The organism is Mycobacterium sp. IDUB_3 (assembly GCF_055419585.1).
Genome location: NZ_JBVAXZ010000001.1, coordinates 3,276,823 through 3,300,889 on the forward strand (window position 1 = coordinate 3,276,823; position 24,067 = coordinate 3,300,889).

The 24,067-nt window shown below is 67.7% G+C and carries 23 protein-coding genes; 15 read left to right on the top strand and 8 right to left on the bottom strand.

Annotated elements, in window-relative coordinates:
* Nucleotides 1-83 precede the first annotated feature (83 nt).
* Both ACZYVJ_RS15185 and ACZYVJ_RS15190 read left to right on the top strand, forming a co-directional pair.
* On the top strand, nucleotides 84-1,220 hold the full coding sequence (locus ACZYVJ_RS15185; RefSeq protein WP_463831773.1) for an Rv3169 family protein: 1,137 nt from the start codon (nucleotides 84-86) through the stop codon (nucleotides 1,218-1,220).
* Nucleotides 1,217-2,302: a phosphotransferase family protein gene (locus ACZYVJ_RS15190; protein ID WP_463831774.1), complete on the top strand. Its 1,086-nt coding sequence runs from the start codon at nucleotides 1,217-1,219 to the stop codon at nucleotides 2,300-2,302. Before ACZYVJ_RS15185 ends, ACZYVJ_RS15190 begins: the two co-directional genes overlap by 4 nt.
* Here the strand turns inward: ACZYVJ_RS15190 and ACZYVJ_RS15195 are convergent, their stop codons facing one another.
* Both ACZYVJ_RS15195 and ACZYVJ_RS15200 read right to left on the bottom strand, forming a co-directional pair.
* Nucleotides 2,303-2,773 carry an ATP-binding protein gene (locus ACZYVJ_RS15195; protein WP_463833003.1) on the bottom strand — a complete coding sequence of 157 codons (471 nt, stop codon included), beginning with the start codon at nucleotides 2,771-2,773 and terminating at the stop codon, nucleotides 2,303-2,305.
* 32 nt (nucleotides 2,774-2,805) lie between these two features.
* Nucleotides 2,806-3,183 (bottom strand): STAS domain-containing protein, encoded by a 378-nt coding sequence (locus tag ACZYVJ_RS15200; RefSeq protein WP_463831775.1) that lies wholly within the window; start codon nucleotides 3,181-3,183, stop codon nucleotides 2,806-2,808.
* A gap of 359 nt (nucleotides 3,184-3,542) precedes the next feature.
* On the opposite strand from ACZYVJ_RS15200, the gene ACZYVJ_RS15205 reads away from it, so the two are divergent.
* From ACZYVJ_RS15205 to ACZYVJ_RS15215, 3 genes are all read left to right on the top strand, one after another.
* A complete protein-coding gene (locus ACZYVJ_RS15205; protein ID WP_463831776.1) occupies nucleotides 3,543-4,685 on the top strand; it encodes a catalase family peroxidase in 1,143 nt (380 codons plus the stop codon).
* Nucleotides 4,682-5,254: a cytochrome b gene (locus ACZYVJ_RS15210; RefSeq protein WP_463831777.1), complete on the top strand. Its 573-nt coding sequence runs from the start codon at nucleotides 4,682-4,684 to the stop codon at nucleotides 5,252-5,254. Before ACZYVJ_RS15205 ends, ACZYVJ_RS15210 begins: the two co-directional genes overlap by 4 nt.
* 137 nt (nucleotides 5,255-5,391) lie before the next feature.
* Nucleotides 5,392-6,285 carry a fructose bisphosphate aldolase gene (locus tag ACZYVJ_RS15215; RefSeq protein ID WP_463831778.1) on the top strand — a complete coding sequence of 298 codons (894 nt, stop codon included), beginning with the start codon at nucleotides 5,392-5,394 and terminating at the stop codon, nucleotides 6,283-6,285.
* 1 nt (nucleotide 6,286) lies between these two features.
* Here the strand turns inward: ACZYVJ_RS15215 and ACZYVJ_RS15220 are convergent, their stop codons facing one another.
* Nucleotides 6,287-7,363, bottom strand: a complete 1,077-nt coding sequence (locus tag ACZYVJ_RS15220) for a DUF190 domain-containing protein (protein WP_463831779.1) — start codon at nucleotides 7,361-7,363, stop codon at nucleotides 6,287-6,289.
* A gap of 86 nt (nucleotides 7,364-7,449) precedes the next feature.
* Complete coding sequence (locus ACZYVJ_RS15225; RefSeq protein ID WP_463831780.1) at nucleotides 7,450-8,046, bottom strand: TetR/AcrR family transcriptional regulator; 597 nt, start codon at nucleotides 8,044-8,046, stop codon at nucleotides 7,450-7,452.
* 171 nt (nucleotides 8,047-8,217) lie between these two features.
* On the opposite strand from ACZYVJ_RS15225, the gene ACZYVJ_RS15230 reads away from it, so the two are divergent.
* Genes ACZYVJ_RS15230 through ACZYVJ_RS15240 form a run of 3 tightly spaced genes read left to right on the top strand, consistent with a single transcriptional unit; the run spans nucleotide 8,218 to nucleotide 12,073 of the window.
* Nucleotides 8,218-10,440 (top strand): acyl-CoA dehydrogenase, encoded by a 2,223-nt coding sequence (locus ACZYVJ_RS15230; protein ID WP_463831781.1) that lies wholly within the window; start codon nucleotides 8,218-8,220, stop codon nucleotides 10,438-10,440.
* A 9-nt stretch (nucleotides 10,441-10,449) separates the two neighbouring features.
* Complete coding sequence (locus ACZYVJ_RS15235) at nucleotides 10,450-11,658, top strand: thiolase family protein (protein WP_463831782.1); 1,209 nt, start codon at nucleotides 10,450-10,452, stop codon at nucleotides 11,656-11,658.
* A gap of 4 nt (nucleotides 11,659-11,662) precedes the next feature.
* Nucleotides 11,663-12,073 (top strand): Zn-ribbon domain-containing OB-fold protein, encoded by a 411-nt coding sequence (locus ACZYVJ_RS15240; RefSeq protein WP_463831783.1) that lies wholly within the window; start codon nucleotides 11,663-11,665, stop codon nucleotides 12,071-12,073.
* A gap of 1 nt (nucleotide 12,074) precedes the next feature.
* On the opposite strand, the gene ACZYVJ_RS15245 is transcribed toward ACZYVJ_RS15240, so the two are convergent.
* The gene (locus tag ACZYVJ_RS15245) at nucleotides 12,075-13,052 is read right to left on the bottom strand and encodes a LacI family DNA-binding transcriptional regulator (protein WP_463831784.1); all 978 of its coding nucleotides are present in this window, start codon (nucleotides 13,050-13,052) and stop codon (nucleotides 12,075-12,077) included.
* Nucleotides 13,053-13,339: 287 nt separating this feature from the next.
* Between ACZYVJ_RS15245 and ACZYVJ_RS15250 the strand changes: the two genes are divergently transcribed.
* The 6 genes from ACZYVJ_RS15250 to ACZYVJ_RS15275 are packed head-to-tail and all read left to right on the top strand — an operon-like array spanning nucleotide 13,340 to nucleotide 19,638.
* Nucleotides 13,340-14,695: an amidohydrolase family protein gene (locus ACZYVJ_RS15250; RefSeq protein ID WP_463831785.1), complete on the top strand. Its 1,356-nt coding sequence runs from the start codon at nucleotides 13,340-13,342 to the stop codon at nucleotides 14,693-14,695.
* A 2-nt stretch (nucleotides 14,696-14,697) separates the two neighbouring features.
* Nucleotides 14,698-17,031 carry a CaiB/BaiF CoA-transferase family protein gene (locus ACZYVJ_RS15255; RefSeq protein WP_463831786.1) on the top strand — a complete coding sequence of 778 codons (2,334 nt, stop codon included), beginning with the start codon at nucleotides 14,698-14,700 and terminating at the stop codon, nucleotides 17,029-17,031.
* Nucleotide 17,032: 1 nt separating this feature from the next.
* Entirely contained in the window at nucleotides 17,033-17,374 is a 342-nt protein-coding gene (locus ACZYVJ_RS15260) for a hypothetical protein (protein WP_463831787.1), read from the top strand.
* Nucleotides 17,364-18,560, top strand: coding sequence for a thiolase family protein (locus ACZYVJ_RS15265; protein WP_463831788.1), 1,197 nt, complete (start codon nucleotides 17,364-17,366; stop codon nucleotides 18,558-18,560). Before ACZYVJ_RS15260 ends, ACZYVJ_RS15265 begins: the two co-directional genes overlap by 11 nt.
* The gene (locus ACZYVJ_RS15270) at nucleotides 18,557-18,991 is read left to right on the top strand and encodes a Zn-ribbon domain-containing OB-fold protein (protein WP_463831789.1); all 435 of its coding nucleotides are present in this window, start codon (nucleotides 18,557-18,559) and stop codon (nucleotides 18,989-18,991) included. The genes ACZYVJ_RS15265 and ACZYVJ_RS15270 overlap by 4 nt, the downstream gene beginning before the upstream one ends.
* Nucleotides 18,988-19,638, top strand: coding sequence for a MarR family transcriptional regulator (locus ACZYVJ_RS15275; protein ID WP_463831790.1), 651 nt, complete (start codon nucleotides 18,988-18,990; stop codon nucleotides 19,636-19,638). Before ACZYVJ_RS15270 ends, ACZYVJ_RS15275 begins: the two co-directional genes overlap by 4 nt.
* Here the strand turns inward: ACZYVJ_RS15275 and fadD1 are convergent.
* The 3 genes from fadD1 to ACZYVJ_RS15290 all read right to left on the bottom strand — a co-directional run bounded on the left by fadD1 (nucleotide 19,577) and on the right by ACZYVJ_RS15290 (nucleotide 23,325).
* On the bottom strand, nucleotides 19,577-21,262 hold the full coding sequence (fadD1, locus tag ACZYVJ_RS15280; RefSeq protein WP_463831791.1) for a fatty-acid--CoA ligase FadD1: 1,686 nt from the start codon (nucleotides 21,260-21,262) through the stop codon (nucleotides 19,577-19,579). The genes ACZYVJ_RS15275 and fadD1 overlap by 62 nt on opposite strands.
* 422 nt (nucleotides 21,263-21,684) lie before the next feature.
* Nucleotides 21,685-22,455, bottom strand: coding sequence for an SDR family NAD(P)-dependent oxidoreductase (locus ACZYVJ_RS15285; protein WP_463831792.1), 771 nt, complete (start codon nucleotides 22,453-22,455; stop codon nucleotides 21,685-21,687).
* Between the two features lie 39 nt (nucleotides 22,456-22,494).
* A complete protein-coding gene (locus ACZYVJ_RS15290) occupies nucleotides 22,495-23,325 on the bottom strand; it encodes an alpha/beta fold hydrolase (RefSeq protein ID WP_463831793.1) in 831 nt (276 codons plus the stop codon).
* Nucleotides 23,326-23,392: 67 nt separating this feature from the next.
* On the opposite strand from ACZYVJ_RS15290, the gene ACZYVJ_RS15295 reads away from it, so the two are divergent.
* Complete coding sequence (locus ACZYVJ_RS15295) at nucleotides 23,393-24,001, top strand: TetR/AcrR family transcriptional regulator (protein WP_463831794.1); 609 nt, start codon at nucleotides 23,393-23,395, stop codon at nucleotides 23,999-24,001.
* Nucleotides 24,002-24,067 lie beyond the last annotated feature (66 nt).

Consider the following 24,067-nt stretch of genomic DNA (forward strand, 5'->3'; position numbering starts at 1 on the left):
GACGCGACCAGCATTCGGCACGATCCGCGCCGCTATTGAATCCCATTGCAGCACAAAGACTTCGACAGCCAGAAAGGGCGATCATGGGGTACTCCGCCGCGGACGAGTCCTTCACCCACCAGCTTCCGACGACGTTCGACCAGGTGCACAATTCCGACCCGACGTGGTCGGATCGGTGCTATTTCTTCGCCGCCTCGCCGGACGGCACCATGCTGCTGGCCAGCGGCTACGGAAATAATCCCAACACCGCGAGCGGGCTGGGCTACGCCAAGGTCAGCCTCGCCGACGGCCGGCACTGGGATCTGTTGTCCGGGCGCCCGGTCAGCGGCGGCGACCGCGGCGACCTGAGCGCCGGGCCGATGCGCTGGACCTGCGTCGAGCCGCTGAAGAAGTGGCGATTGGACATCGAGCCCAACAACTCCGGAATCGAGTGGGAGCTGTATTACGAACCCACCGCGCCGATGTGGGAGCTGTTGCCCATGAAGGTGCATGGCAAGGACGGCGAATTGCTTGCCGACATGTACCACATGAAAGAACCGGGGCGCCTGCGCGGATGGGTGCAGATCGACGGGGAGCGCATCAGCGTCGACGGCTTCCATGGCGGTCGCGACCGCACCTTCGGGGTGCGGATCTCCGACAAGATCGACTTCTGGTTGTGGCTCGACGCCGGTTTCGACGACCATGCCATCGAGGCCTGGGTCATCGAATCATCTGACGGCACGGTCAATTACGTCGACGGCGGCATCACTTACGCAGACGGCACCTTGTCGAAAAGATTCGTCCAGATCGAGCACGAGGTCGAATTCGACGGCGACCGCAAGCGACCCACCCGCGCGGTGCTCGTCTTCACCGACGAGGACGGCAACGCCCACCGAGTGTTCGCCGACACGCCCCATCCGGAGGTCAACGCCTATTACGGCCTGCCGATGACGCACTGCCAATACGAAGACCTGGGCGATGGGGCCTACTTCATCCATTTCGCATGGGACAGTGCCAATCCCGAACAGCTGACCGAGACCGAGGGCAAGTCGATGGCCCTCGACCAACTGATGCGGTTCGAGCGTGACGGCGAGACCGGTTGGGGCATCTTCGAATTGCTGCTCGGCGGGCAAGGCTATCACCGCTACCCCAACTGGACGGCAATGGACATGTCCGCGTTCACCCAGGACAAAACCCCGGTCGATCGGCTTCCCGCCGACGGCGAAGGGGCTCGCCAATGACGCTGGGAGCCGAGCTGGAACAACGGTTATGCGGCTGGCTGACCACGCAGGTGCCCGGCGCCGACGACGTCCGCCTGGAGGGCATCGACCGGGTGAGCTTCGGGCACTCGGCCGAGATGATGACCCTGGGCATGGTCACCCGGCGCGGCGGTCGGGACGACCGCCAGGACGTCGTGTTGAGGCTGCGCCCCCGGCCGCCCGCGCTGCTGGAGCCCTACGACCTTGCCCGCCAGTTCACCATCCTGCGGGCCCTGGCCGATACGCCGGTGCGGGTCCCCCGGGCGTTGTGGCTCGAGTCGACCGGCGACATCCTCGGCAGGCCGTTCTTCGTGATGGTGCGGGTCGGCGGCGACGTCTACGAGATGGAACCGCCGGCCGACGCCGCCGAGCAGACGGTGGTGCGGATGTGTCAGAGCCTGGTCGAACAGCTGGCCGCGATTCACGCCGTCGACCTGGGCAGGACCGGCCTGTACAACCTCGACGACGGCGCCGACCACCTCGACCGCGAACTCGGGCACTGGGCCGCGGAGATGAACCGGGTCAAGCGCGGCCGCCTGCCCGCCCTGGAGCGGCTGCACCGGGAACTGGTCGCCGGCAAGCCGGCGCCGTGCCCCACGGTCACGCTGGTGCACGGCGACGCCAAACCGGGCAACTTCGCCTTCGCCGGCGGCGAGGTCAGCGCGGTCTTCGATTGGGAGATGACGACGGTCGGCGACCCGCTCACCGACATCGGCTGGCTGGAGATGCTGTGGATGCAGCCGGTCGGGCTCAACAGCCACCCCGCGGCCCTGTCCATCGATGCCCTGCTTGCGCATTACGAGTCGGCCAGCGGAATCACGGTCACGAACCGGGCCTGGTACCGGGCGTTCAACGCCTTCAAGATGGCCGTCATCTGCCTCATCGGCGCGATGCTGGTCGAGGAAGGCCACAGCGACGATCAGAAACTCGTGCTGGCCGCCTACGGCACCTCGCTGCTGACCGGCGCCGGGCTCACCGAACTCGGAATCGCCGAATCCCTCGACGACGGGCCGGTACTGCCGCGCGAGGAACGCATCCAGCAGGTGCTGGGGCAGTCGGGCTGATCAGGCGCTACGGCCGGTACCCATCAGGCCGCTCCAGGTCAGCGTGACGCGGGTACCCTGCGGCGTGCGATCGATTGCGACGTCGTCGGCCAGCGCTTCCATCAGCGGGATGCCGCGGCCGCGCATCTGCTGCTGGTACCGGACCGGCTTCTTCTGCCGCCAGCGGCCGCGGTCGTCGATGATCACCGCCAGGGTGTCCGAATCGCGGTCGTAGGCCGCTCGCACGTCGACCGTCCCGCGGTCCGCGGCGTCGACGTAGGCGAATTCCGCGGCGTTGGCGATCGCCTCGTTCACCGCAAGCAGCAGGTCGTTGAAGCGGTCGTCGTCAAGGGAGAAGTACCGTCCGAGCCACACCCCAAACTCGGCACGGGTCCGCGCAGCGTTGCGCGCGTCGGCGGCCACTCGCGTCCGCACGAAGCGGGATCGATCATCGATGTTCGATACGTTCTGCGGCTGATCAGAGCGTCCCATCGTCTCCGGTTGCGTCCCCACCCTGTCGAGGCTCACTCACCGCTGATACCGCTCAGCGCACCGTCAAGGCTGCTGTAGAGCGAGAGCACGCTGTCGATTCCCATGAGTTTGATCGGCCGGCTGGTGGCCGAGCCGTTGGCAACCACCGCGAACTGCGTCGGCGGCTCAACATCCGACTGCGCGGTCACCAGGACGGTCATCCCGGCCGAGGCCAGGAAACCGACTTTGGAGAGATCAACGATCAGCGCCGCGGGCTTGGTGGCCAGCGCGGTCTGGATGGCATCGGCCAGCAGCGGCGAGCTGAGCATGTCGACTTCGCCGGAGACGGTCAGCACGACTGCCTGATCTACCTGGTGTTTGCCCACTTCAAAAGCGGTTGGATCGACGACTTCGCCGGATTGTTCGCCCATGGTCTTTCACTCACATTCGGTCCCGTGCGGGACACCGCTAGCTTTCGAAAATAGCAACTGCCATACCGAGGGCTGTGGATTCAACCCGTCGGGAACACGCTTTGCCTACGGAGGAAACGCACCCCGTCGATCTGCGCTACCAAATGCAGATACAGCTACAAGTGTTTAGCCAATGGTAGGACACGCGGCGTACCACGCTCAAAACGCTGAACGATTTCGGGCGCCGCGACGTAGTCCGGATGTGCGTGACGGCCGGCGCAGAAGTTGCACGGGGCATCGGCCCGTGCGTGAATTGCTTCCACCGGTTTCGTTCCCAGCCGGCACGGTGTGGCCTGCACAAACGGGAAGGACGGTGGGCCGTGGAACCCGGTGATCGCGGCGTCGGACAACACGGTGACGAGCGGCCCGACGACCCCGCGGAGCCCGCGCCCCCGCCGCCGCAGTTCGGCGCGCTGAATCGGCGACGCGCGCTACTGGGCATGGGCGCGGTAGCCGGAGTCGCGGCGGTCGACGTGGGCGGCTTCGCCTATGCCGGCGGCAGGTTGCGCCCCGGCGCGCTGACCCCGCCCCGGTTCACGGATCGCTTCGAGCACGTGTACGGCCGTCATGACGGCTTCCGGCGAAACCACGCCAAGGGCCTGAGCGCCACCGGAACGTTCGTCAGCAGTGGAGCGGCCGCGGCGATCTGCCGGGCCGCGGTCTTCCGGCGCGGGAGCGTTCCGCTGATCGGCCGGTTCTCGCTGTCCGGCGGGCTGCCCGACCAGCCCGACAAGCTCGACACCGTGCGCGGGCTGGGGCTGCTGTTCGACGGGCCCGACGGTCGGCAGTGGCGCACCGCGATGATCAACATTCCGGTCTTTCCGGACAGCACACCCCAGGGGTTCTACGACCGGTTGCTCGCATCCAAGCCGATGCCGGGCACGGGCAAGCCCGACCCGCAGCAGATGGCGGCCTTCCTGCAGCGCCATCCCGAGACCGCCGCGGCCATGCGCATCATCAAGCAGGCACCGCCGAGCGCGGGATTCGCCGACAGCGCTTTCCACGGGCTGAACGCCTTCCGGTTCACCAACGGTGTGGGCGCGACGGTGCCGGTGCGCTGGTCCGCGATTCCGCAGCAAGGCCCCGATGTCACGGCGCCCGCACCGGCCAAGGACTACCTGTTCGACGCCGTGATCCGCACGCTGGCGCACACGCCGCTGAGCTGGCAGTTGGTGCTCACGATCGGTGAGCCGGGCGATCCGACCCACGACGCCACCAAACCCTGGCCGGCGACACGACGCACCGTCGACGCGGGCACCATCACCATCTCCGCGGTCCAGACGGAGGAGGCCGGCAACGCGCGTGACATCAACTTCGATCCCCTGGTGCTGCCCGACGGCATCACGGCCTCCGACGACCCGCTGCTCGCGGCGCGGTCGGCGGTGTACGCCCGTTCGTTCACGCGTCGCGCCCAGGAGCCCAAAACGGCCAGCGCGGTCGACGTCGAAGCGGTCCTGCAATGACGCCGGCGCCCGTCGCGACGCGGTTCACCCTGCCGTCGCGTGTTCTGCACTGGCTGATGGCACCGATGGTCATCACGCAGCTATTGATCGGCGTGACCATGGTCGCCGCGCTGAGCTACTACCCGTTGCTGCTGGCCATCCACCGGCCCCTGGGCCTGCTGATCCTCGCCTTCGCCCTGGTCCGGCTGGGGAACCGGCTCAGACACCGGCCACCGGCGTTCCTGGCCACCATGAGCAAAACCGAACGCCGCATCGCGACGTGGTCGGAGTACCTGCTCTATGGCCTGCTGCTGGTGCAGCCCGTGACGGGGTGGGCCATGCTGTCGGCGGCGCGGTTCCCGATCACCCTTTTCGGGCCGCTCGCGCTGCCCGGCATCGCGCCGCACAGCATCGACGTTTTCGCGCTGCTCCGGGAGTGCCACGGCGCCCTCGCGCTCTTGCTGTTCCTCGCGTTTACCGCCCATATGACGGCGGTACTCTTCCACACGCTCGTCTTGCGTGACCGGCTCCTGGACCGCATGGCGCTGTGGCGAACCAAGGCCGGCGCCGGGCAGCCAGACCGGGGCTGAGACCGAAATCGCAGTCCGCCGACCTGCCTGCTCGGGCTCGAAGTGGCCGAATATGATCGGCACGATTCAGACTTGAGCGCGCGGGCACGGGCCGGGCGTGCGTGCCCGTGAGGGCCATGAGGAACCGGGAGAGTTCAATGTCGAACCAGCAGCAAGCGGAACGGATGACGTCGGGCAAGGGATTCATCGCAGCCCTCGACCAAAGCGGCGGTTCGACGCCCAAGGCGCTGCGCCTCTACGGCATCGAGGACAACGCCTACTCCTCCGAGAAGGAGATGTTCGACCTCATTCACCAGATGCGTTCGCGGATCATCACGTCCCCGGCGTTCACCGGCGACCGTGTGCTGGCGGCGATCCTGTTCGAGCAGACCATGGACCGTGAGATCGCGGGCAAGCCGTCGACCACCTACCTGTGGGAGACCAAGGGCGTGGTGCCGTTCCTCAAGATCGACAAGGGCCTGGCCGACGCGTCCGACGACGTTCAGCTGATGAAGCCCATCCCCGGCCTCGACGAGCTGCTGGACCGGGCCGCCGGCCTGGGTGTCTTCGGCACCAAGGAGCGGTCGGTGATCGGCGGCGCCAACCCCAAAGGCATCGCGGCCGTCGTCGCCCAGCAATTCGAGCTGGGCCACCAGGTGCTCTCGCACGGTCTGGTGCCCATCATCGAGCCCGAGGTCACCATCTCGATTTCGGATAAGGCCGAGGCCGAGGGCATCCTGCGCGACGAGATCACCCAGCAGCTCGACGCCGTCCCCGAGGGCCGGCGCGTCATGCTCAAGCTGAGCCTGCCCACCGAGGTCAACTTCTACCGTCCCCTGATCGAGCACCCGAAGGTGATGCGGGTGGTCGCCCTTTCCGGCGGCTACTCCCGCGAGGAGGCCAACGACCTGCTGGCGAAGAACACCGGGTTGATCGCAAGCTTCAGCCGGGCGCTGACCGAGGGCCTGACCGCCGACCAGTCCGACGAGCAGTTCAACGCCACCCTGGACAAGGCCATCCAGTCGATCTACGACGCGTCCGTCGCCGGCTGAGCTAGTAGCGGTGCTGGGCCATGCGCGGTGGCCCGGCGTCGCCGTCGCCTTCGTCGGACACCAGAGCCGGCACCGTCTCGCTGGTCACCAGGCCCTCGTGTTGGGTCAATTCGTCGATGATGGCGAACGATTCGGCGATGTTGGCCGGGGTGTCGATCACGATGGTGACGACGGGCACCCGGCGGGTCAGCGAGAACAGGGCGTCACCGTGGGGCGGGTGGTCGCCGTGAAAACCCCAGACCCCGCGCAGCACCGTCGCGCCGTCCGCGGTCTTGGCCTGGCGCAGCCGCTGGACGATCGCGCGGTGGATCGGCACACCGCCGTGGTGGGCCGACTCGGAGGTGTAGATCGTCAGCTGCTGGAACAGCCGCAAACCCCGCTCGTCGACGCCGGGCAGGGCGTGCGGCCGCTCCAGGAACTCGCCGTCGCGTTTGCACACCCGAACCCGCTCGAGGGTGAACAGGGGCCTGCGCAGCAGCTCGCCGAGCTCCGGGAGCACGCGACCGATCCGCTCACCGGATCCGACGACGACGATCATCATCGGGACGTCGGCATTGCGCCCAAAGAAGTTGGCGCGCTGGCGTTCTCCGTGCGCGACGCCGTCCACTCCGAGCAGCACCGTGGCGCCGGCGAGGCCGCGCCGGTGCATCAGGTCGCAGAGGGCGATGTAGACGGGTGAGCCGTTGACGCGTTGCTTGCGGCCGACGTAGATCGTCAGCTTGACGGCGTCGCGCAGATCTTCGGGCAGCTGCGGCGTCCCGATGTGCTCATGGAGCAGCCGGGCGCGCTCCAGTGTGACCAGGCCGCGCTGCTTGACGGACAGCACCGAGTCGAGCAGGGCCTCGATCTTCGCTCGCGTGTCGACCGCGATGATCGCCACCGGCGGGTCCTCCGACAACGTCAGGGACTCGTCGGTGCGCAGGTAGTGACCGGTGCCGAACCCGCCGATGCCGCGCAGCAGGACGCCGCACGCGATGCGCTGCTGTGCGTACAAGCCGAGCAGGACATCGGAGACAAAGCTGTCCCCGGTCCGCCTACGCTCGGCCAAGTAGGTGGTGAGCTTCAGGCAATCGTCCATCGCCGCTCCCGTCGCCTCTCGGCGAGCCTACCCGCTCGCAGACACCAAGCGCCGCAGCGGTGTTCGCTCACGGTCGGCGCAACCGCTCAGCTTCCGGTGAGGGCTGCCACGATCAGCCGGGTGGTCCGTTCGGCTCGCCGGCGTGAATAGGACTGTGCGCCGGACAGGATCGGGTACACCACCCCGCCCACGATCGCGTCCGCCGCCGACTCGGCGGTGGCCTCGTCGATGCCGTCGACCAGCAGCCGGGCCCGCACCCTCTCATGTAGGGGCGCACTGAATCCGGCGCGCAGTTTGACCGCGGTGTCCTCGTGTTCCATGCAGGCGACGGTCAGCGTGCGCAGCATGGCCGAACCCCGCGGCGTCGTCAGGCTGGCGAACAGCTTGCCCACCCAGCCGACCAGGTCGGTGCTGAGGTTGTCGCCGTGGTTGACCTTCGAGAGCAGCTTGTCGGCGTCTTCGAGCATGACGTCGGCTACCAGCGCGGGGCGCGTGGGCCACCAGCGATAGATGGTTTGTTTGCCCACGCCGGCGCGCGCGGCGACCGCCTCGATGGTCAGCCCGTCGAATCCCCGCTCGAGCAGCAGTTCGCGCGTCGCGGTGACGATCGCCGTGCGAGACTTCTCGCTGCGCCTCCTCGGCGAGCTCTGCTGCGCGTTCACCCCGCTCAGATCGGTTGGCATCGGGTGGTCCTCGCTTCTGCGAACTCAGATCGAAAGCCGCGAGCCGGGGATCGGGCGCGCTTTACATATCCTGACTCGCGCCGGTACTCTTCCACAAGACGAGACGGTCCGTCTTGTGACGAAAGGATAGCACTTCGTGCGGCCCACGCCAGTTATCTCTCGGCCGTCCTCGTGACCCTGGGACTGAGTCCGGAGCAGCAGGAGCTCAGCGACGCGGTGGCGCAGTTCGCCGCCCGCAATGCTCCCATTGCCACGACGCGGGAGCACTTCGACGACCTCGCGGCCGGTCGCGTACCCGGCTGGTGGGATGCCCTGGTCGCCAACGGTTTCCACGCCGTGCACCTGCCCGAAGATCTCGGTGGTCAGGGCGGAGGGCCGATCGACGCGGCGTGCGTCCTGGAATCGGCGGGCAAGTCTCTGCTGCCCGGACCGCTGCTGCCGACGGTGACCACCGGAGCCGTCGCGCTGCTCGCCGAACCGACGCCGCTCGCGGAGTCTTTCCTGCGCGACCTGGCGGGCGGCGCCACCGCGGCGACCGTGCTTCCCGGCGACAACCTCTGTGCACGCGTCGACGGCGGGCGGTGGCTGGTCACTGGCGCCTCGCCGGTCACTCAGGGTGTGTGTGCGGCGCGCACAATCCTGGTCGGCGCCCAGAGCGATGACGGCGACGTCGTCTGGCTGCTGGTGGACCCCGAAAATCCTGCGGCCACAGTGGAACCCGTGTCCGGCACCGACCTCGTCGCCGACGCCGGGATCCTACGGCTCGACGACTACCGAGCGACCGAGACGGAGGTGCTGAGCGGCATCGACCCCGACCGCGCGCGGTGCATCGCCGTGGGTCTGGTGGCCAGCACGATGGCCGGCATCGCGCAGTGGTGCGTCGAGGCGGTCACCGCGCACTTACGCATCCGAGAACAATTCGGCAAGGTGATCGGGACGTTCCAGGCCTTGCAACACAACGCCGCCATGCTGTTGGTCAACAGCGAGCTGGCCACCGCGGCGGCCTGGGACGCGGTCCGCGCCGTCGACGAATCGCTCGACCAGCACCGCCTCGCGGCGGCCGGGGCGGCGACCATCGCGGTCTCGCCGATCCCGGACCTGGTGCTCGACGCCCTGACGATGCTCGGGGCCATCGGTTTCACCTGGGAACACGACGTGCACCTGTACTGGCGACGGGCCATCAGCCTGGCGGGATGGATAGGTCCGGCGAATCGCTGGGCGCGGCGGCTGGGGGAGCTCGCGTGCACGCAGACGCGCGACATGTCGGTGAATCTCGGCGACGCGGAATCAGAATTTCGCTCCTGGGTCGCCGAGACGCTGGACGCGGCAATGCAATTGCGCAACGACAAGCCCGCACCGCACGGCGACTACGCCGACCAGGCCTCCGGGCCGCAACGCACGTTGATCGCCGACGCCGGTCTCATGGCGCCGCACTGGCCGGCGCCATGGGGTGTGGATGCGGGCCCGTTGAAACAGCTCATCATCGACGAGGAGTTCGCCAAGCGGCCCGGGCTGGTTCGGCCGTCGCTGAACATCGCCGAGTGGATCCTGCCCTCGGTAATGGCCGCCGCGCCAAAAGACCTGCAGGAAAAGCTGATCCCGCCGACTCAACGAGGCGAGATTCATTGGTGCCAGCTGTTCAGCGAGCCGGGCGCCGGCTCCGACCTCGCGTCGCTGACCACCCGGGCGACCAAGGTGGACGGCGGCTGGCGGATCAACGGTCACAAGATCTGGACGTCGTTGGCGCAGTACGCCGACCTGGGTGCCCTGCTGGCGCGCACCGACCCCGAAGCCGCCAAGCACCGCGGCATCGGTTACTTCATCCTCGACATGCGATCGCCCGGCATCGAAATCCAGCCGATCAAGACGGCCACCGGACAGGCCCACTTCAACGAAGTGTTCCTCAACGACGTCTTCGTCCCCGACGAGATGCTGCTGGGCGGCGCCACCGACGGCTGGAGCCTCGCGATCGCCACGATGGCCGAAGAGCGTTCCGCCATCAGCGGATACGTCAAGTTCGACCGCGCCATCGCGCTCCGCCGGCTCGCCGCCCAACCTGGACCGGACCGTGACGACGCCTTGCGCGAGCTCGGCGAGCTCGATGCCTACACCAACGCCATCAGGGCGCTCGGGGTGCGGGAAACCATTCGGCTGCTCGACGGGCAGGCGTCGGGTCCGGCGTCCAGCATCGCCAAGGTCGCGATGAACGTGCTGCTGCGGCGGACCTTCCAGGCCACACTGCAGTTGACCGGACAGGTTGCGATGGTCGACGACCCGGACGCCGCGGTCGTGGAACCCTACCTGCACCTGCCGGCCGAGCTGATCGGCGGCGGGACCAGGGAGATCCAGCTCAACATCATCGCGCAGATGATTCTCGGTCTGCCCCGGAAATAAGGTCACAGCATGGGATTACGCGGAGAAGCCGCGATCGTCGGATACGTCGAACTGCCGCCGGAACGCATGACCAAGGCGTCACCCGCGCCGTTCGCCATCGAACAGTGGGCGGAACTCGGCGCCGCCGCCCTGGACGATGCGGGCCTGCCCTTCGAGATCGTCAACGGGATCGTCGCGTCACACCTGGCCGAGTCGGAGATCTTCGTCCCCTCCACGATCGCCGAATACCTGGGCGTGGGAGCGAGATTCGCCGAGCACGTCGACCTCGGCGGGGCCAGCGCCGCCGCCATGGTGTGGCGGGCGGCCGCCGCCGTCGAACTCGGCATCTGCGATGCGGTGCTGTGTGCGCTGCCCGCCCGCTACATCACCCCGATGTCGCCGAAGAAGCCAAGATCGCTGGGCGACGCGTTGTACTTCGGTTCGTCGAGCAACCAATACGGCTCTCCGCAAGCCGAATTCGAAATTCCGTACGGCAACCTCGGCCAGAACGGCCCCTACGGCCAGGTGGCCCAGCGGTACGCGGCGGTCTACGGTTACGACGAGCGGGCGATGGCCAAGCTGGTCGTCGACACCCGGGTCAACGCCAACCACACCGACGGCGCGATCTGGAAGGACAAGCCGCTCACCGTCGACGACGTGCTCGCCAGCCCGGTGATCGCCGACCCGCTGCACATGCTGGAGATCGTCATGCCGTGCGTCGGGGGCGCGGCGGTCGTCGTCGCAAGCGCGGACGTCGCCAAGCGGTCGCGCAATCGTCCGGTGTGGGTCAAGGGATTCGGTGAGCACGTGCCGTTCAAGACCCCGACGTATGCCGAGGATCTGCTCAACACCCCGATCGCCGCCGCGGCCGACACCGCATTCGCGATGACCGATCTGAGCCGTGACCAGATGGACATGGTGTCGATCTATGACTGCTACACCATCACTGTGCTGCTCTCGCTGGAGGACGCCGGCTTCTGCGCGAAGGGCAAGGGCATGGAATTCGTCGCCAACCATGACCTGACCTTCCGCGGCGACTTCCCCCTGAACACCGCCGGCGGGCAATTGGGTTTCGGCCAAGCGGGTTTGGCGGGCGGGATGCACCACGTCTGCGACGCCACCCGCCAGATCATGGGCCGCGCGGGTGCCGCGCAGATCACCGACTGCAACCGGGCCTTCGTGTCCGGCAACGGCGGCATCCTGTCCGAGCAGACCACCCTGATTCTGCAAGGGGACTGAGGCGATGAATTTCGAACGACCGATGCACGTCAAAACACCGACCAGCGCACCCTTTTGGGATGCGCTGGTACAGCATCGCATCGTCATTCAGTACTCGCCGTCGCTGCAGGCCTACGTGTTCTACCCGCGGGTGCGCGCGCCGCGCACACTGGCCGACGACCTGGAATGGCGCGAAATCTCCGGGATGGGGACCCTGTACTCCTACACGGTGGCCCATCGGCCGGTCAGTCCGCATTTCGCCGACGCCGTGCCCCAGCTGCTCGCCATCGTCGAATGGGACGAGGGCCCAAGGTTTTCCACCGAGATGGTCAACGTCGACCCGGCCCTCCTGAAGGTCGGGATGCGGGTGAAGCCGGTGTTCTGCGACTACCCGGAACACGAGGTCACGCTGCTGCGTTACGAGCCCGCCGACTGACCTAGGTCGAGGACCGCACCACTAGGTGGGCGATGTCGGTCAGCTCGGGAGACGGCGGCGCGGGGTGACCCAGCCGCTCGAAGATCGCGGCAAGCGCGGCGTCGGCGACCGCGGAAGGATCGAATTGCACAGTGGTCAATGGCGGCGTGCTCACCATGCCCATCGGGGTGGCGTCGACGCCCATCACCGCCAGGTCGCCCGGACAGCGCAGCCGCGCTTGATGAATGCCGTACAGGACGAGGCAGGCGATCTCGTCACTTTGCGCGCATACCGCGGTCACCCCGGCGCCCACCCAGCTGGCGACCACGTCGGCGGCGTTGTCCAGGGTGACCTCGTCGACTCGCACGGCGGGAAGGCCGCGCAACTGCGCCGCCCGTGAAACACCCTCGAACCAGTAGTCGCCCAGCGGGCGCCATCTTGCAATCCCGGTGTAGGCGAACGCGATCCGGCGATGGCCCCGCTCGACCAGGTGATCGACCCGCATCTCCCCGACGGACAGATGCGGGTCTTTGAGCGCGGGCAGTGTGCCGATCGCGATATGGGGGATGCCCGCGTTCGTCACCGCTTGCCGGGCGGCCGCACTCAATGGGAACAGGCTCGTGACCGCGACGGGATCCAGATTCTCGATCGCGTCGACCACGAGCTGGTCGTCGTCGGTCTCGAAGATCTGCACCTGAAGGAAACCCTCGCGCGCCAGCGCGGTCGTCATCCGGCTGCCGGCCTGCATCGGCATCTCGCCGACGGCCACGTGCGGCACCACGTAGAGCACTACTCCGCTTTTGCCGCGCGCGAGGTTGCGGGCGGCCAGGTTGGGCCGGTAACCCAGCAATTTGGCCGCGCGGTACACCGCGTCGCGGGTCTCCGGAGAGATGCGGCGGCCCCGGGCGTTGTTGAGCACATAACTGACCGTGGCGGTCGATACGCTGGCCAGTCGGGCCACGTCGGCGGTGGTCGGACGCGCAGCTTTATTGGTGCTCAACTTCCGCTACCTTCCGGGCCCGGTCATGCCCCATGGTGGCACGAGGCGCCGAACGGCATCGCGCCCTACCGCCGCGGGAGTTCGCACCGGACGAAAACTTGGCGAACTAATAGTCCGTACCTGCAGGGGCGCCCGGACATGATCGACCCGTACGGTGCACGTAGCAGCGCCGTTGCTACGGCCCGGATTAAGCGGGATAAGCCGTCATCCATGCCCCGCGTCGACGGTTGACACTGTGACTCACACCATTATCTACTAGTCACTAGCTGTCGATCGAGGAGCGCGGGATGAACAAGGACGATCTGATCCTGATCAGCGTGGACGATCACATCGCCGAGCCGGCCGACATGTTCGACGCGCACGTTCCCGCGACCTTCAAGGACCGCGCCCCGCGGGTGGTCATCGAGCCCGACGGCATCCAGCAGTGGTACTACGGCGAGATCCGTGGACGCAACATGGGACTGAACGCGGTCGCGGGAAAACCGCGCGAGATGTACAACATCGACGCCTCACGCTACGACGAGATGCGGCCGGGCTGCTTCAACGTCGACGAGCGGGTGCGGGACATGAACGCCGGCGGACAGCTGGCGGGGTTGAACTTCCCGAACTTCACCGGCTTCTCCGGCCAGGTCCTCAACCAGGGTCCCGACCGCGACACGAACCTGGTGATGATCAAGGCCTACAACGACTGGCATGTCGACGAATGGTGCGGGGCGTATCCGGGCCGATTCATCCCGTGCGGCATCCTGCCGCTGTTCGACGTGGCCGAGGCCGCCAAGGAGGTCAAACGGCTGGCCGACAAGGGATGTCACGCCGTCACGTTCTCGGAGAACCCAGAGGCGTTGCAAATGCCCAGCATTCACACCAAGTACTGGTACCCGCTGTTGGAGGCAGTTTGTGAAAGCAACACGGTGCTGTGTACCCACGTGGGCTCCGCGTCGCGCTCCCCGCAGGTATCGACTGACGCCCCGCCCAGCGTGCAGATGACCGCCTCGTCGATGATGAGCATGTTCACCTTCACCGAACTGATCTGGGCGCAGTTCTGGGCGGATTTCCCGCAGCTGAAGTTCTCGCTGACCGAGGGCGACGTCGGCTGGATCCCATACTTCCTCTGGCGCGCCGAGCACGTCTACAACCGGCACTCGGGTTGGACGCTGGCATCTTTCCCGCCGGGATACGACGGGCCGACCGACGTCTTCAAGCGGCACTTCTACACCTGCTTCATCAGCGACAAAGTCGGTGTGCAGAACATGAATTGGTTCAACGAAGACATGCTGTGCTGGGAATCCGACTTCCCGCACTCCGACAGCAACTGGCCATTCGCGCCCGAGGACGTCATCGCCACCATGGGCCACCTCGACCACGCCGTCATCGACAAGATCACCCACCAAAATGCCATGGCCGCATACTCATTCGACCCGTTCCGATACATCCCGAAGGAGCATGCGCGAGCCGGCTACCTGCGCGCACAGGCCACCGACGTCGACGTGGTCACCCATGTCGGCCGGCAGGCCAGCCAGCGTGACCGGGACGCGTGGACGCGGATGACGCAGTTCGCCCTGCAGGCGCAGGCTTCGGCGCAGACCCCGGTGACGGCTGAGGTGTCCGGCATCGCCGGGCGCGCCACCACCCTGGGCAACTGAGCGTGGCAGCCGAGGCGCCGTTCGCGCAGTGGCGCGTGCTGGAGTTGTGCAACGGCCTGGCGGCGTCGTACTGCGGCAAGATGTTCGCCGACGCCGGCGCCGACGTGGTGAAAATCGAATCACCACAGGGTGATTCGCTGCGCGGCCGGTCGGCGGGCGGACCGCCAGGGGCGCTGTTCGGCTACCTGGCGGCGGGCAAGAAATCGGTCGTCAGTCATGGCCAGGCCGAGATCACCTCGCTGCTGGCCGGCGCCGACCTCGTGGTCACCGACCTCACCGACGGCTGGACATTGGACGTCATCACCGCGCACACCGCGGCGCCGGCCGTGGTCGTGGCCATCACACCGTTCGGCGCCAACGGCCCCTACGTCGAAAACCAAGTCGTCGCCAACGAATTCATCCTGCAGGCACTGTGCGGATCGATCGCCGGCCGCGGCTGGCCGGACGACGAGCCCGTACAAGCCGGCGGCCGGCTCGGCGAGTGGCTGGCGGGCACCTTCGCGGCCGCGGTCGCCGCGGCGACAACGCGGCATGCCGCCCGCAGCGGCCGCGGCGAGGTCATCGACGTCTCCACGTACGAGGCCATGGCGATCGCCATGGGCGGTCTTTCCGCCATGTCGGCCAGCGTGCTGGGCGCCGATTCACTGTTGCACGAACGCAGCCTGGAGCTGCCCTCGATCGTCCCGACGGCCGATGGCATGGTCGGGTTCTGCACCATCACCGCGCAGCAGTTCCAGGACTTCCTGGTGATGATCGAGCGCGCCGATCTGGTCGATGACGCCGAGCTGGCCTCGTTCGCAGGCCGGGCCGAGCGCCGCGATGAGTTCCTGGGCATGGTCACCGAATGGACGGCGAGCCGAACCACCCAGGAGGTCGTCGATCTCGCGGTGGCATTCCGGATTCCGGTCGCCCCCATCGCGACTCCCGAGATGCTCCCCAAGATCGACCACTTCGTGGAACGCGGCGTCTTCGTCGAATCGCCGGCCGGGGTGCTGGGCCCGCGGGTGCCGTATCGCAGCGATGCGATAAGGACCGCGGCGCCCGCAGAACCGCCGCAACTCGGCGCCGATACCGGGCGCGTGCACTGGCCGGCGCGCCCGGACTCGCCGCGCGGACAGGACGCCGACGCGCTGCCGTTGTCCGACGTCCGGGTCACCGACTTCACCGCCTTCTGGGCCGGGCCGGTCGCCACCCAACTGCTGGGCGCCCTGGGCGCCGACGTGATCAAGATCGAGGGCGTGCGCCGCCCCGACGGCATGCGGTTCTCCGCGGGCCGCCCGCCCGACTGGGACCAATGGTGGGAATGGGGCCCGGTGTTCCTGTGTAGCAACAACAACAAGCGCGACGTCAGCATCGAACTAGGCACCGATGGCGGGCGCAAGCTCGCGCTCGACCTGATCGCCGTGAGCGATCTCGTCGTCGAGAACTTCTCACCCCGGGTGATGGCGAACTTCGGCCTGGAATGGGACGCGGTGCGCGCGGCCAACGCGCGGGCGATCATGGTCCGGATGCCCGCGTTCGGCCTCGACGGCCCGTGGCGCGATCGCGTCGGCTTCGCGCAGACCATGGAACAGGCCACCGGCATGGCGTGGATGACCGGACACGCCGACGGCCCACCGGTGATCCCGCGCGGTGTGTGCGACCCGATCGCCGGTCTGCACGCGGCCTTTGCCGCCGTCGCGGCGCTGGTGATCCGTGACCGCCGGGGCACCGGAATGCAGGTGGAGTCCATCATGGTCGAGGCCGCGCTGAACGTGGCGGCTGAAATGCTGGTCGAGTATTCGCGCAACGGAATCGTGATGCGCCGCAATGGTAACCGCGGCCAGGAAGCCTGCCCCCAGGGGGTTTACCGGTGCCGCGGTGACGACGAATGGGTCGCGCTGGCCGCGATGGACGCCGCCGCCCGCGCGTCGCTGGCCGGCCTCCTCGGACAGCCCGGGCTGGAGGAGTCCGGCTGGGCCGAGCGGGCCGACGACATCGACAAACTCGTCGCCGCCTGGGCCGCAGCACATTCGGTGACCGAGGCCGTCGATGCATTGCGCGCTGCCGGCGTGGCCGCCGCGCGCGTCACCCCGGCCGCGGCGCTGCTGACCGATCCGCAGCTGCGGGCCCGCGGCTTCTGGGAGACGGTCGACCACCCCGTCGCCGGCACATTCCTGTGCACCGGAATGCCTTTCGCGTTCCTCGGCAAGCCACGGCGCTGGATCCGGCGGGTGCCGCCGCTGTACGGCCAGCACACCGATGAGGTGCTGACCCAGGTCCTGGGGCACAGCCGGGACGACCTGGCCGCGCTGCGGCGGTCGGGAACAATCAGCGCCCGGCCGGCGGGCCTGTGACGTGGCCGTCAGCCTGTGCGTGGCGCCGCGGGCCGGCGAGCTGTGTGCACCCGTGCGTTTCCTGTTGCGGCAGGACTCCGTGGTGATGGAGCTGACCGCGCGGCACCGCATCACCAGCGTTGAATGGGACGACGACGAGCACGCCGTCGCGATGGTCGTCGAGATCACCGACCCGCAGACGGCACGGCCGGTGGATGTGCGCATCGATGTCGTGGAATCGGGTTCGGCGGCCGACACCGAGAACACCGACACACACGGCAAGACCATCGGCACCATCACCCGCGATGGGCGGCAATACGACGTCCGCGGCACCTACCTGGGCGTCGTCGCGGATGAAAACTGAAGGGCTGCAGCGGAATGAATTGTCAGTGACGACGGCGAAGCGCACCGCGGCGATCGTCGGAGTACATAACACCCGGCAGGGACGCCGCCTGGACGGTGAAACGTCGCGCGGCCTGGCGATCAAGGCGATCCTCGGCGCGCTCGACGACGCTGGCCTGACCCTCGACGACGTCGACGGCATCAGCGCCAGCCCACACTCGACCTCGTTGATCTACGACCTGAGGATCGGGCCGGCCTGGCAGGGCCTGGCGTTCGGGGTCGGCATGATCACCGAGGCGGTCACCGCCATCGAGCACGGCATGGCCGACGTGGTGGTGCTGGTAGCGGCCCAGGCCGGCGAGTACCGCGACCACGAGGCCACCGCACCGTGGACCCGCCCCGAAAACGAATTCGTCGCCCCCTGGGGCATGTTCACCACCGCCGAATTCGCGCTCATCGCGCGCCGCCACATGCATGTCTATGGCACGACGCGCGAACAACTTTCGATGGTGGCAGCGACCATCCGCAACAACGGCTCACGCAATCCCGAAGCCGTCTACTACGACCGTGGGCCGTTCGCCCCGGAGGACATCACCGCGTCCCGGCCCATCGCCGACCCGTTCCATCTGCTGGATTGCGCCACCACCTCCGAGGGAGGGTGTGCGCTGGTCGTGGCCAACATCGATGCCGTCGACGTTGCGGGCCAACCCATTTACGTGCTGGGCAGTGGCGCGGACTTCCATGGCCCGTCCTACCAGCATCCGCCCGCGTACGACCTTGCCGGGCGGCGCGGGGATCACGTCAACGGTGTGGTGGGCCGGCGCGCCGCCGATTGTGCGTTCAACCACGCCGGACTGCGCCGCGACGACGTCGACGTGCTGGAACTCTACGACCCGTTCTCGTTCGAAATCATCCGGCAACTCGAGGCTTTCGGCTTCTGCGGTGACGGTGAGGGCGGCCCCTTCGTGGCCGACGGTCACATCGCCATCGACGGCAGCCATCCGGTCACCACAGACGGGGGAACCATGTCGTTCAGCCACGCGGGCGCCAATCCGCAGATGATGCAGCGGGCCGTCCGCGCGGTGCAACAGCTGCGCGGACAGGCCGGGGACCTTCAGGTCCCCGGCACCCATGTCGCGTTGTGCAGCAACGGGGGAGCCGGTGCCCTGTTCACGACGGTGCTGATCCTGGGAGACGAACCACGATGACGTCCGATCCGTTGCGGCCCCAGGCCGGGCCCGTCCCCCACGCGAGCAGCCACGTCAGCGGGCCGTTCTGGGAGGGTTGCCGGTCCCACGAGCTGCGCTACCAGCGCTGTGCGGCTTGCGGATCGGCGAACTTCCCCCCGACCGAGCAATGCCGCCAATGCCTTTCGGAGGACATCAGCTGGCAGCAGGGCAGCGGCCGCGGCGAGATCTACAGCTGGACGGTCGTATACCGGCCGGTCACAGCGGAATTCGAGCCGCCCTACGCGCCCGCCATCGTCACCCTGGACGAGGGCTACCAGATGTTGACCAACGTCGTCGGCGTACCACCGGAGGACCTGGACGTCGGCATGCGGGTCCAGGTGGAGTTCCACGCCACCGGGTCCGACGTGACGCTGCCGTACTTCACCGGCGCGGAGACGGACAGCCAGTGAGCCCCAGGACCGCCAACGGTCTGCCGGTCACCGCCTACCTGGTGCTGGGGGTGCTGGCGGCCAACGACGAGCAACTCACCGCCGGCGAGATCAAGATGCGAGCGGAACTGTCGGTCGGGCACTTCTATTGGTCGCCGTCGGTCAGTCACGTGCGGCGCGAACTGACCCGTCTGCTGCAGCGGGGCATGGTCAGCGAGACCGGCGCGCAATCCGGCAAGCGTGCCATCACGCTGTATGAGACCACCGATGCCGGCCTCGACGCGCTGCGCCGCTGGGTCCAGCACTTCCCGGGTCAGGATCAGGTGGTCATCAAGCATCCCGTCATCCTCAAAACCTGGCTGGCCCGCGGGCAGGACCCCGAACACGTCCTCGACACTTTGGACCGGCACCTGGAAGCGACCCGGGCCCGGCTGGACGAGGCATTGTGGTCGCGGCAGCGGTCGGTCGAGCTCGGCATCACCGAAGATCCCGAGCAGCGCTACTCGTTTGCGGTGCTGGACTACGCGATCCGCGGGCTGTACGCGGAGATCTCCAACATCTCCCAACTGCGTGACGAGATCGCCACCGGCACAACCCGGGACCCGGTCAAACGGGTGCGACGGTCGAAGGGGCAGATCCGGCGCCGGGCACCGAGGAGCCCGGCTTAGCCGATGGTGGCGACCCGCCGAACCCGGCTCCGCCCTTGCGATCGCCACGAACCGTGTAGGTAGTGCCCCGTGGTTCGCGCTCCCACAGAACCTCATCCGCCCCGACGTTCGTTCCCTGAGCGATCAACTGGCGCTTGAGCACCTTGTGCGTGGCGGTGCTGGGCAGGTCGGCCGCGATGCGGACGTAGCGTGGGCGGGCCTTGGGGGACAGGTCGGGCTGCGCGTCCAGGAACGCTTCGAATTCGGCGGGCGCAAGGGTGCGGCCGTCGTTGAGGACGATCGCGGCCATCACCTGATCACCGACGTGACCGTCCGCGACGGCGTAGACGGCAATGCGGCTGATCGCACTGTGGCGCAACAGAATCCGCTCGATCGGCGCCGCGGCCAGGTTCTCGCCGTCCACCCGCATCCAGTCCGCGGTACGCCCGGCCAGGTAGATCCAGCCGTCGGCGTCGCGGTACGCCAGGTCCCCGGACCAGTACATGCCGTGGCGCATCCGTTCGGCGTTGGCGTCCGGGTCGTTGTAGTAGCCGGTGAAGAAACCCGAACCCGCGGTGTTGACCAACTCGCCGATCGCTTCGTCGGCATTAATCAGCGCCCCGTCGGCATCGAACCGGGCGACCGCACATTCGGTGACGGTGTCGCTGTTGTAGATCGCGATTCCGTCAATGCCTTTGCCAATCGAGCCTTTGGGGGTGCCTTCTTCGCGGATCACGATGACGGCGTTCTCGGTGGAGCCGAAGCCGTCCTCGACTTGAACACCGAAGCGGCGGGCGAATTCGTCGATGTCCTTGTCGTTGGCCTCGTTGCCGAAGGCCACCCGCAGGGGATTGTCGGCGTCGTCGTCGCGTTCGGCTGTGGCGAGGATGTAGGCGAGCGGCTTGCCGACGTAGTTCATGTAGGTGGCGCCGTGGCGGCGGATGTCGTCGAGGAAACTGCTCGCCGAGAACTTTGCCGGCACCATGGCGGCACCGGAGCACACCGCGGGCGCCCATCCGGCGACGACCGCGTTGGAGTGAAACAGCGGCATCGAGACGTAGCAGGTGTCCTGTTCGGTGAGGGCAAAGCGCTGGACCAGATTGAGTCCGGCGAACGTCGCCATGAGGTGTGATACCTGCACCGCCTTGGGATTTCCGCTCGTCCCCGAGGTGAAGATCATCATGAAGGCGTCCGTTGCGGTGACCTCGCGGTGCGGCTTCAGCTCACCGGCGTCGTCGAGGAACTCGCTCCATTGCGGTGTCGAGGAGTCGAGGATTTGCGTGGCACCGAGGTCCAAGCCGTCCAGCAGCGGCCGGTGTTCGGCGTCGGTGACCACGAACTGGCAGTCCGCGCGCCGGACGTCGGCGGCCAGCGCCTCACCGCGCCGGGTGGTGTTCAGCCCGCACAGGACGTAGCCGCCGAGTCCGGCCGCCGCCATCTGGCTGACCATCTCGGGGGTGTTTCCCAGCAGGGCGCCGATGTGTATCGGACGCTGTGGGTCGGCGGCGGCCAGCAGGGCGGCGGCCCGCGCCGCGGCGCCGGTCAGATACTGACGCCAAGTCCATTGCGCGTCACGGTATTTCACCGCGACCCCGGGATCGGATAATCGCTTGCGCAGCAGCGCCTGAATCGTGTCGTCAGCCATCGGTCGAATTCACCTTCACTCTGCCCGTACTACGAGACGAGACGGTCCGTCTTATGGTAGCGGGCGCCTCGGCGGCGCCAAACCGCACCGGCCTGCCGTGCCGGCGGCCGCATGCTCCGCACCACCTCGTGTTGCGGAAATTCATGCCCATTTCGCCCAGGATTCCCGATCGAGGACCGCGTGTATAGCGGGTGCGTTCACGTCCACGGGCCATCATTGGACCATGTTCTTTGAGTTGCACAGGTCGCTGATCCTGCTGAGGAATCGAGCGCGCGAATATCGTCTCGAAGTCGCACAATCGCGGTCGATGGGCGGATCCGGCCGGCGGCGTCGCCGCGGTCATTCGGCCGCGCCGAATGACAACGACCAAAGCTGATGTTGCGGGGTGCCGTTGGCCACCGAGGCGATCGCCAGCCGGCTGCCTAACCGCCCACCATCATCAAGCCGCCGTCCACGGCCAGCAGTTGACCAGTGATGAAGCCCGAGCCGGGGCCGGCCAGGAACACCAGCATCGGACCGACGTCGCGGGCGGGCTCACCCAACGTGCCGCCGAGCGGGATCATCATCTGCATCTGCTGATCGATCAGGGCAGCGGCGTCCGGACCGAGGAAATCGCGGAGCCGGTCGGCGCCCGCCGTCTGCACCGCCGGGGCGAGGGCGTTGACGGTGATGTTGTCGGAGGCCCAGGCCTTGGCGGCCGATCGGGTCCACGCCTGCACCGCGCCCTTGGTCGCGGCGTAGACCGCCGAGATCGGGCTGCCCATCACGGCCTCGGAAGACCCGAAGTTGATGATGCGACCGCCCTTCGGAGCTTGGTCCTTCATCACCGCGTAGGCGGCCTGGTTGGTGAGGATGGTGGCCTTGATGTTGGTGTCCAACAGGAATGAGATGTCGTCGGCGCCGATGTAGCCGGGGATCCCCGCCTGCCACAGCCCGGCGGCGTTCACCAGCACGTCGAGTCCACCGAGGCGCTGCGCCGCCTCGTGGACCATCGCCGAGACGGCCCCGGCCTCACGCACATCGCACTGCAACCACTCGGCCGCCAGGCCTTGCGGCGGTGGCGTCTGGTGATAGGTCGCGGCGACCCTGGCCCCCGCCTCCGTCAGGACGGAAACGGCGGCCGCGCCGATACCGGTGGCACCGCCGGTGACCAGGATTCGCCGGCCGAGCAGGGGTGACGTCGCGTCTGACATGGCCAAGACGCTACCGCGAGCGTCGAGGCGCCTGCCCGGCTACGTGCGCACCGCGATCGTCGACAGCAGATCGGCGAGCCGGTCGGGCTGATCGACCATGGAAAAGGTCCTGGCCCCCGCGATGACTTCGAGGCGGGCGTTGGGAATGGTTGCCGCCAGCCTCGCCCCGTCTTCCTGCTCGAAGAACACGTCGTCGGCTGACCAGGCGATGAGCGTCGGCTTGTCGAAGTCGTACAGCCGGGCCGCCACCGTCGTCGTCACCTCGGTGCGCATCGAAAGGGTGAACTGCCGCAGGTCTTCGGCGACCGCGGGCAGCGATAGCGCCGGGCGCACCCAGTCCTTGGTGAGCTCATCGATGTTGCTATGCGCCAGGCCATTGAACGCGCGGGCGCGCACGACCGGCGCGCGCACCGCCTGAATCGCGGTGCGGAACAAGGTCTTCGACTTGGCCGCCAGGAGCAGGGGCCGCAGGATCGGCGGCGGAAAGTGTTCGAACGCATCGCAACTCGTGAGCACCAGCGCGCCCAGCCGCTCGCGATGATGCACGGCCACCAGCTGGGTGACGACTCCGCCGGTGTCGTTGCCGACCAGCACCACGTCCCGCAGGTCGAGCGCGGCGAGCACTTCGGCGACCATGCCGGCAACACCGGTGATGGTCTGGTCGGCGCCGCGGCGCAAGGGCTCCGGATGCGCGCCCAACGGCCACGTCGGCGCGATGCAGCGCAGGCCGCGTGCGGCCAGGCGCTCGCTGAGCTGGCGCCACAATTGCCCGCCCATCATGTATCCGTGCACGAAGACCACCGGCCTGCCGTCCTCGGGTCCGGTTGCTTCGTAATGGATGGTTCCGGCACTAATGTCGATCGTCGACATAGCAAACTCCTACTTCAGAGATAGACTTACAAACAGGCTGTCTGTTCGTAAGTTACCAACAGGTTGTATGGAAAGCAAGAGACGGACCCAGGAAGAGCGCTCCGCGGCGACCCGCGACGCGCTGATCTCGGCTGCCCGCAAGCTGTGGGGGCTGCGGGGATACACCGACGTGGGCACACCGGAGATTGCCACCGCCGCCGGGGTCACCCGCGGCGCGATGTATCACCAATTCGCGGGCAAGGCAGCGTTATTCCGCGAGGTCGTCGAGGTCGTCGAGCAGGATGTGATGGCGCGGATGGCCGTCGTGGTGGCCGAATCCGGGGCCACCACACCCACAGAGGCGGTCCGGGCCGCGGTTGACGCGTGGCTCGACGTCTCCGGCGACCCCGAGGTGCGCCAGCTGATCCTGTTGGATGCCCCGAGCGTGCTCGGCTGGGCCGAGTTCCGTGATGTCGCGCAGCGGTACAGCCTCGGCATGACCGAGCAGATGCTCAGCGAGGCCATCCGGGCCGGCGAACTGGTCGAGCAGCCGGTGCGGCCGCTGGCGCACGTGCTGATCGGCGCGCTCGACGAGGCGGCCATGGTCATCGCCACCGCAGACGATCCGCAACGGACCCGTCGAGAAGTCGGCCAGGTGCTGCACCGGCTCATCGGCGCGATGTTCGACGGCCGCTGACGGCCGAAACCCCAAACGTTGATCCGGTCGCTGGCCCGCTGTGGACACCCCGGGCGCTGCTCTCGA

What these genes read in the sequence shown, in the direction of transcription:
- ACZYVJ_RS15195 (WP_463833003.1), bottom strand. Translation starts at nt 2,773, where the DNA reads ATGGGACGCTCTGATCAGCCGCAGAACGTATCGAACATCGATGATCGA.
- fadD1 (WP_463831791.1), bottom strand. Translation starts at nt 21,262, where the DNA reads ATGGCTGACGACACGATTCAGGCGCTGCTGCGCAAGCGATTATCCGAT.
- ACZYVJ_RS15210 (WP_463831777.1), top strand. Translation starts at nt 4,682, where the DNA reads ATGACGCCGGCGCCCGTCGCGACGCGGTTCACCCTGCCGTCGCGTGTT.
- ACZYVJ_RS15240 (WP_463831783.1), top strand. Translation starts at nt 11,663, where the DNA reads ATGAATTTCGAACGACCGATGCACGTCAAAACACCGACCAGCGCACCC.
- ACZYVJ_RS15225 (WP_463831780.1), bottom strand. Translation starts at nt 8,046, where the DNA reads ATGCCAACCGATCTGAGCGGGGTGAACGCGCAGCAGAGCTCGCCGAGG.
- ACZYVJ_RS15270 (WP_463831789.1), top strand. Translation starts at nt 18,557, where the DNA reads ATGACGTCCGATCCGTTGCGGCCCCAGGCCGGGCCCGTCCCCCACGCG.
- ACZYVJ_RS15290 (WP_463831793.1), bottom strand. Translation starts at nt 23,325, where the DNA reads ATGTCGACGATCGACATTAGTGCCGGAACCATCCATTACGAAGCAACC.
- ACZYVJ_RS15200 (WP_463831775.1), bottom strand. Translation starts at nt 3,183, where the DNA reads ATGGGCGAACAATCCGGCGAAGTCGTCGATCCAACCGCTTTTGAAGTG.
- ACZYVJ_RS15235 (WP_463831782.1), top strand. Translation starts at nt 10,450, where the DNA reads ATGGGATTACGCGGAGAAGCCGCGATCGTCGGATACGTCGAACTGCCG.
- ACZYVJ_RS15185 (WP_463831773.1), top strand. Translation starts at nt 84, where the DNA reads ATGGGGTACTCCGCCGCGGACGAGTCCTTCACCCACCAGCTTCCGACG.
- ACZYVJ_RS15190 (WP_463831774.1), top strand. Translation starts at nt 1,217, where the DNA reads ATGACGCTGGGAGCCGAGCTGGAACAACGGTTATGCGGCTGGCTGACC.
- ACZYVJ_RS15285 (WP_463831792.1), bottom strand. Translation starts at nt 22,455, where the DNA reads ATGTCAGACGCGACGTCACCCCTGCTCGGCCGGCGAATCCTGGTCACC.
- ACZYVJ_RS15265 (WP_463831788.1), top strand. Translation starts at nt 17,364, where the DNA reads ATGAAAACTGAAGGGCTGCAGCGGAATGAATTGTCAGTGACGACGGCG.
- ACZYVJ_RS15215 (WP_463831778.1), top strand. Translation starts at nt 5,392, where the DNA reads ATGTCGAACCAGCAGCAAGCGGAACGGATGACGTCGGGCAAGGGATTC.
- ACZYVJ_RS15295 (WP_463831794.1), top strand. Translation starts at nt 23,393, where the DNA reads ATGGAAAGCAAGAGACGGACCCAGGAAGAGCGCTCCGCGGCGACCCGC.
- ACZYVJ_RS15220 (WP_463831779.1), bottom strand. Translation starts at nt 7,363, where the DNA reads ATGGACGATTGCCTGAAGCTCACCACCTACTTGGCCGAGCGTAGGCGG.
- ACZYVJ_RS15250 (WP_463831785.1), top strand. Translation starts at nt 13,340, where the DNA reads ATGAACAAGGACGATCTGATCCTGATCAGCGTGGACGATCACATCGCC.